Here is a 6,729-nt window from a genome sequence, read left to right as displayed (position 1 = left end):
GGGGGAAGGGTTGGGGATGGGGGTGACAGCGGTTCAGAATCTGGCTCGGCCGCGCCACATCGTCAGGCGGTGTCACCCCCATCCCCGCCCTTCCCCCATCAAAGGGGGAAGGGAGAAGACTGGCGCTCATCAATCCACCCGCGCGTCGAACGCCGCCCGCACCAGCCGCGCGATCTCCCGGCACGCCGCGTCGGCCGCCGGCACCACGCCGGTGAACGCCGTGAAGCCGTGGGCCAGGCTGTCGTAGCAGCGATAGGTGGTCGGCACGCCGGCCGCGACCAGGCGCTTGGCGTAGGCCTCGCCCTGGTCGACCAGCGGGTCGAAGCCGGCGGTGATCACCACGGCCGGAGCCAGGCCCGACAGATCCTTGGTCTTGTCTGGCGACAGGCGCGGATCGGCCGGATTGGCGTCGGGACCCATATAGTGGCCCATGAACCAGTCCATGATCGGCCGGCTCAGCGGGTAGGCGTCGCCGTAGGTGGTCATGGACGCCGTCTCGCTGGCCACGTCGACGGCGGGATAGATCAGCAGCTGCAGGGCCGGCTGGCTTTCGCCCAGACGCTTCATCTCCTGGGCGACGATGGCCGAGAAGTTGCCGCCCATCGAGTCGCCGCCGATCGCCGCGGTTCCGGGCGCGGCGCCGAACCGCTCGGCGTGGTCGCGGGCCCAGCGGAAGGCGGCCAGCACGTCGTCCAGGCCGGCTGGGAAGCGGTGGTCGGGCGCCAGGCGGTAGTCGACCGACAGCACCGCCGTGCGGGCGATCCGGGCCAGGATCCCGCAGAAGGCGTGGCAGGTCTCGAGATCCCCGATCACCCCGCCGCCGAAATGCGCGAAGACGATCAGCGGGGCGCTGCTGTCCTGGTCGGTCGGTTGATAGGCGCGCAGCTTGATCGGCCCGTTCGGACCGTCGATCGACAGGCCCTCGGTGCGCACGCCGGGCTCGGGCGGACCGCTCATGGCGGTCAGGCCCTGGGCGCTGGCGGCGCGGGCCACGTCGGGCGCCAGGCTGGTCAGTGACGGCATCTTGGCGGCGGCCGCGGCCAGGAACTGGAAACGCGGATCCAGGGTTCGCCCGCCGCGATAGACCGTCCCGCCCCCTGACATCGCCCGCAGCACCGGGCTCGGCAGCGACATCAGGACCTTGAGGATGAATTTCTGGACGGCGGGGTCGGCCATTCGGGCTCTTTCTGGCTTCTTGTGGGGGCTAGGGGCGGGGCAGGGCGGGGAGACCGCCCAGGATCATCCGGACAGCGAAGTCGGTGGCGGCGCTCGCGTCGATCGGCCGTCGCTCCAACATCTTGTCGCCGATCTCGCGGGCCACGGCGATGCAGGCGGCGGTGAAATAGTCGAGATCCACGGCCGGGACGTGGTCGTGCTCCAGCACCTTGGCGAAGGCCTCGTGGACCTCGTCGAACACCGCCTGGATTTCGGGCGTGGCGCGGGCGTGGGGGAAGACCTCGCCCGCCGGCCGGTTGGTCCGCCAGCTTTCGTGCTCGCCTTCCAGAAAGTCGAAATAGGCCCGGATGGCGCCGCGCAGGAAGCTTTCGAAATCGACCGCCTTGTCGGATTCGGCCCGCAGGATCGGCCGGAAGCGGCGCGCGCCGTCGTCGGCCAGGGCGTCGAACACTTCTTCCTTGGACTTGTAGTAATTGTAGAAGGTGCCCGAGGCCAAACCCGTGCGCCGGATGATGTCGCGCACCGTGGCGGCCTCATAGCCCAGCTCGCCGAACACCGCGCGCGCCGCGTCGAGGATCGACTGGCGGTTGGCGACCTTGGTGCGTTCGCGCTTGCCCGGCTTGTTGTCTTCCAGGACCGGGCGGGCGGGAAAATAGGCGATGTTCGACATCGGACGCGACTCGTGGCGAGGCCCAGATGACGCCCCGTCACGATTTCAGCCTCATTCCGCCGCGAGTGGCAAGGATTCCGACGCGCGCGCCAAAACCGGCAGGGGCCCGCCGGCGGCCCGGGCTCGCTTCTCGCCGGCCGCGATCTCCTTCTTGAGGTCGGCGCAATAGACTCCGAAGTCGACCTGGATGGTGTGGCGGGCCGAGGCGTAATACTGGCCGGTGTGGCGCTCCTCGTCCTTGGCGGTGATCTTCGCCATCTCGGCCACCGACGGCGGGGCGTAGCGGCCGGTCAGATAGGCGGCGACCAGCTTGGACTGCTGCTCGGCGAAATTGACCAGGGTCGGCAGGGCCTGGGCCAGGCCCATATAGAAGAGGTTGGGCACGCCGGGCTTCATCATCCGCTTGAACAGCGGCAGGCGGTGGTCGGCGTCGGGAACCAGGGCCGGGTCGTCCAGGAACGGGAAACTGATCTTGTAGCCCGTGGCGAAGACGATTACGTCCACGGGCTCGACGCTGCCGTCGGCGAACCGGACGTTCCTGCCCTCCAGCGCCTTGATCGCCGGCTTGAAGGTGATGTCGCCGCAGCCGGCCCGCGTCAGGAACTCGCCGCTGACCGAAGGGTGGGCTTCCAGCGGCTCGTGGTCGGGCTTGGGCAGGCCGTAGTCCTCCATCCTGCCCACGTGTTTGCGGATCAGCGAGCGGACGATCTTCAGCCCCAGTTTGCGCGGCATCCACGGCGGCATGGCCGACTTGTCCGAAGGCTTGCCGTTCAGATATTTCGGGAACACCCAGACCCCACGCCGGGCCGAGACGATCAGCTTGCCGGCGATCGGGCGCTGAGCCAGCTCGCTGGCGATGTCCATGGCCGAATTGCCCATGCCGACCACGACGACGGTCTTGCCGCGCATGTCGACCGGATCGAACGGATCGCTGTAGGCGTGGGCGTGGAAGGCGGGGCCGTCGAACGTGCCCGGATACTGCGGAACGCGCGGATCCCAGTGGTGGCCGTTGGCGACGATCAGCACGTCGTAGAGCCGCGTTTCGCCGGTCGACAGGGTCACCGACCACAGGCCGTCCTGGGTGCGTTCGGCGCGCAGGACCTTGGTGTTGAAGGTGATGGTTTCGCGCAGGCCGAAGTGGGCGACATAGGCCTTGAAATAGGCCTGGACCTGGCTGTGGTGCGGGAAGTCGGGCCAGTCGGTCGGAACCGGGAAGTCCTCGAAGGCCAGCCGCCATTTCGAGGTGTCGATGTGCAGGCTCTCGTAACAGGCCGACAGCCCGTTGGGGTTCTTGTAGTACCAGTTGCCGCCGACGTCGTCGGAGGCCTCGAAGCAGTCATAGGGGACGCCGGCGTCCTTCAGCCGCTTGGCGGTGGTGAAGCCGCTGCAGCCCGCGCCGATGATGCACGCCTTTGGCAATGCCGAGGCCATCGCCCTGCTCCCTGACTTATCGTTGTTCAGGTGAGCGTATCAGCGTTATGCGAGCCGTCAAACTGCCGTTGGGTCAGTCAGGCGCGGGGCGCTCTCAGGGCTGCGAGGTCGCCAGGAAGGCGCTCAGGCCCTCGGCCAGGTGGTCGAACATGGCGCGCATGCGCAGGGTGGCCCGCAGGTCCTCGTGCATGACCAGCCAGACGGGCAGGTCGAAGCCGATCTGGCCAGGACAGATCGGGATCAGCTCGGGATCGCGGCGGGCCAAGCCGTGCTGGATGAAGCCCACCCCGCAACCGGCCCGGATGGCGGCCAGTTGGGCCAGGTCGCTGTCGGTGCGGATGGCGAAGTCGTCCCGGCTTAGCGGCAGCCGCTGCATCAGACCCCGCAGGAAGGGCGTCTCGCGGTCGAAACCGACCACCGCGTGGCCTTTCAGGTCAGGGACCGTGGCGGGCGCGCCCTCGGCCTCGACATAGCGGCGGTGGGCGTAGAGGCCCAGGTGGGTGTCGGCCAGACGGCGGGCGACCAGGGCGTCCTGGGTGGGGCGGACCATGCGCACGGCGATGTCGGCCGCGCCGCGCAGCAGGTCCTGCTGCTGGTTGTCCAGCGACAGCTCGACCGCCACGCCGGGATGCTTGGGTCGGAAGTCAGCCAGGATGGGGGGCAGCACCTCGGCCCCGATGATTTCGCTGGCGGTCAGGCGGACCACGCCGCGCGCCGTGTCGCCGGCCCCGGATGCGGCCCGCACCAGGGCGCTGGCCGCCCCAGCCATCGCCTGGGCGTGGGGCGCCAGGTCGAGGGCGGCGTCGGTGGGTTTCAGGCCCTGGGGCGAGCGGGTGAACAGGGCCACGCCCAGGCCGCGCTCCAGTTCGGCGACCTGACGTCCGAGCGTCGGCTGGGTCAGGCCCAGGGCCCGGGCGGCGGCCGACAGGCTGCCCTCGGTCATCACCGCCAGGAAGGCGCGGTACAGGCTCCAGTCGGGATCGCTCATGCATTTACGCATGGCAGATCAAGAAGGTTCGTCAATTCGCGTTTCGCTGCGCGTGGCCGATATTCTGGACCATCGACCGATGGAGATCGACATGACGACGACTGAACAACGCATCGCCCTGGTGATCGGCGCGACCGGCGGCATCGGCGGCGAAGCCGCCTCGGCCCTGATCCGCCACGGCTGGACCGTCCGGGCCCTGACCCGTCGCGCCCAGCCCGGCAGGGCCGGGATCGAGTGGATCGAGGGCGACGCCATGGTCGCGGCCGACGTGGCCCGCGCGGCCCGGGGCGTCCAGTTGATCGTCCACGCCGCCAACCCGCCCGGCTACAAGAACTGGGGCAAGCTGGTCCTGCCGATGATCGACAACACCATCGCCGCCGCCAAGGTCGAGGGCGCACGGATCCTGCTGCCGGGCACGGTCTACAATTTCGGCCTGGAGACCTTCCCGCTGATCGACGAGACCGCGCCCCAGGCCCCGACCACCCGCAAGGGCAAGATCCGGGTCGAGATGGAGCGACGGCTGAAGGCGGCCTCGGCGCAGGGCGCGCCGGTGCTGATCGTCCGGGCCGGCGACTTCTTCGGGCCGCACGCCGGCAACAACTGGTTCGGCCAGGCGGTGGTCAAGTCGGGCGCTCCGGTGAAGTCGGTGACCGAGCCTTCGGCCAAGGGTCTGGCCCACGCCTGGGCCTATCTGCCGGACCTGGCCGAGACCATGGCTCGGCTGCTGGACCACGCCGACCGCCTCGCGGCTTTCGAGGTCTTCCATTTCGGCGGCCACATGCTGGCCTGGGGTGAGATGGCGGCCTCGGTGCGGCGGGTGACGGGCCAGCCGAAGCTGCCGGTCATGAGCTTCCCCTGGTGGCTGGTGGTCGCTCTGTCGCCGATGGTGCGGATCTTCGGCGAGATGGCCGAGATGCGCTACCTGTGGCGCGCGCCTTTGGTGCTGGACGACCGCAAGCTCCAGGCGTTCCTGGGAGACGTGCCGCAGACGCCGCTGGATTCGGCCGTGGCGGCGAGCCTGCGGGGGCTGGGGTGTCTAGATCACCCTCTCCCAGCGGGAGAGGGAGGGACCCGCCGCGTAGCGGTGGGAGGGTGAGGGGTTACGCCCTCACTGATTTCTCACGACCGCCCTACCGGCTCGCCGTCTGACGTTTTACCCCCTCACCCTCCCATCGTTTCACGATGGGTCCCTCCCTCTCCCCATGGGAGAGGGCTTCGGTAGGGGGAGAGGGTTACTTCCTCAGCTTCTCTATCAGGGCCATCGCCGCCGCCGGGTTTCTCACCTTCGCCCCGGCGATGAAGTAGGCGAAGACGTCGCCGCGCTCGGCCCACTTCCGGGTCTGCGCGGCGATGCCGTCCAGTTCGTCCGAGGTCATGCCGGTGGGCTCGTCGGGCTTGCTGGACATCAGGCGAGCATAGGTGAAGTCGCCGGTCGGTTCGTCGATGCAGGGCCAGGTCGGCTCCTCGTCATCGACGGCGTAGACGATGGCCGCGCCGTACTTGGCGGCCAGGTCGTAGAACTGCTGGGTGGCGAAGGTCGGGCTGCGCACCTCCAAGGCGTGGCGCGCCGGCCTGCCGCCGATTTCCTTGGGCAGCAGCTTCAGGAAGCCCTCGAAATCGACTGGGTCGAACTTCTTGGTCGCCATGAACTGCCAATTGATCGGGCCGAGCTTCGGGCCAAGCTCCTCCATCCCCTGGGCCAGGAACTTCTGCATGGAGTCGTTGTTCTCGGAGAGCACCCGGCGGTTGGTGCAGAACCGGCTGGCCTTCACCGAGAACACGAAGTCGTCGGGCGTCTCGTCGCGCCACTTCATCCAGCTGTTGGGCTTGAAGGTGGAATAGTAGGTGCCGTTGATCTCGATGCTGGTCAGCTTTGACGAGGCGTATTTCAGCTCGTCCTTCTGCTTCAGGTCGTCGGGATAGAAGGGACCGCCCCGCCAGGGTTCGAACGTCCAGCCGCCGATGCCGCAGCGAATGGTTCCGGTCATGACTGTTCCCTTCCTGTTCTCGCGGCGCACCCTAGCAGCGGCCGCGAAAACCGGAAGCGGAAAAAGCTAGCGGCGAACCTGCAGTTCCTGGACCTCGGCGCGGCCGCTGCGCTTGTCGAACACGCAGGTCGCCTTGCCGCGCGCGCCCTTCATGTGGCGCGGCTTGTAGACGCCTTCGAGGTTGGAGACGGTCACCGACTGGAAGGTGTCGCCATAGGCGGTGACGCGAACGTTGCGCAGCTCCTGGGCGGCGGCGATGCAAGCCTTGTCGGAGCGGACGCGCAGGTCGTTCCAGGACCCGGGCGTGGAGGCCTGGGCCGCGCCGGCGGCAAGGGTGATCAGGGCGGCGGCGGTCAGGGCGAGACGCATGGGGAACTCCGATGTGGGGAAGGTGAGGCTTAACGTGCAGGTGCGGCGACGGGTTGCGCCGCGAACCCCCTCCGGCCCTCCGGGCCACCTCCCCCAGAGGGGGAGGA

General features: G+C 68.6%; 6 protein-coding genes and 1 pseudogene. 1 reads left to right on the top strand and 6 read right to left on the bottom strand.

The window, feature by feature from the left end; genetic code table 11:
• Positions 1-129 precede the first annotated feature (129 nt).
• The 4 genes from WAL33_RS10265 to WAL33_RS10250 form a co-directional block, all read right to left on the bottom strand.
• On the bottom strand, positions 130-1,176 hold the full coding sequence (locus tag WAL33_RS10265; protein WP_422181037.1) for an alpha/beta hydrolase: 1,047 nt from the start codon (positions 1,174-1,176) through the stop codon (positions 130-132).
• A gap of 28 nt (positions 1,177-1,204) precedes the next feature.
• On the bottom strand, positions 1,205-1,846 hold the full coding sequence (locus WAL33_RS10260) for a TetR/AcrR family transcriptional regulator (RefSeq protein ID WP_422181035.1): 642 nt from the start codon (positions 1,844-1,846) through the stop codon (positions 1,205-1,207).
• A gap of 51 nt (positions 1,847-1,897) precedes the next feature.
• A complete protein-coding gene (locus tag WAL33_RS10255; RefSeq protein WP_422181033.1) occupies positions 1,898-3,277 on the bottom strand; it encodes a flavin-containing monooxygenase in 1,380 nt (459 codons plus the stop codon).
• 94 nt (positions 3,278-3,371) lie between these two features.
• Complete coding sequence (locus WAL33_RS10250) at positions 3,372-4,265, bottom strand: LysR family transcriptional regulator (protein WP_422181031.1); 894 nt, start codon at positions 4,263-4,265, stop codon at positions 3,372-3,374.
• A 91-nt stretch (positions 4,266-4,356) separates the two neighbouring features.
• On the opposite strand from WAL33_RS10250, the gene WAL33_RS10245 reads away from it, so the two are divergent.
• Positions 4,357-5,361, top strand: coding sequence for an NAD-dependent epimerase/dehydratase family protein (locus WAL33_RS10245; RefSeq protein ID WP_422181029.1), 1,005 nt, complete (start codon positions 4,357-4,359; stop codon positions 5,359-5,361).
• Positions 5,362-5,497: 136 nt separating this feature from the next.
• Here WAL33_RS10245 and WAL33_RS10240 read toward each other — a convergent pair.
• Both WAL33_RS10240 and WAL33_RS10235 read right to left on the bottom strand, forming a co-directional pair.
• Positions 5,498-6,291 (bottom strand): annotated as a pseudogene (locus tag WAL33_RS10240) (DUF72 domain-containing protein).
• A gap of 28 nt (positions 6,292-6,319) precedes the next feature.
• Positions 6,320-6,622: a hypothetical protein gene (locus WAL33_RS10235; protein ID WP_422181027.1), complete on the bottom strand. Its 303-nt coding sequence runs from the start codon at positions 6,620-6,622 to the stop codon at positions 6,320-6,322.
• Positions 6,623-6,729 lie beyond the last annotated feature (107 nt).

Source organism: Caulobacter sp. (assembly GCF_049283275.1).
In the GTDB taxonomy this organism is placed as follows: Bacteria; Pseudomonadota; Alphaproteobacteria; order Caulobacterales; family Caulobacteraceae; genus Caulobacter.
Note: the sequence above shows the minus strand (reverse complement) of the source record. Positions and strands in the feature narration are given on the sequence as shown.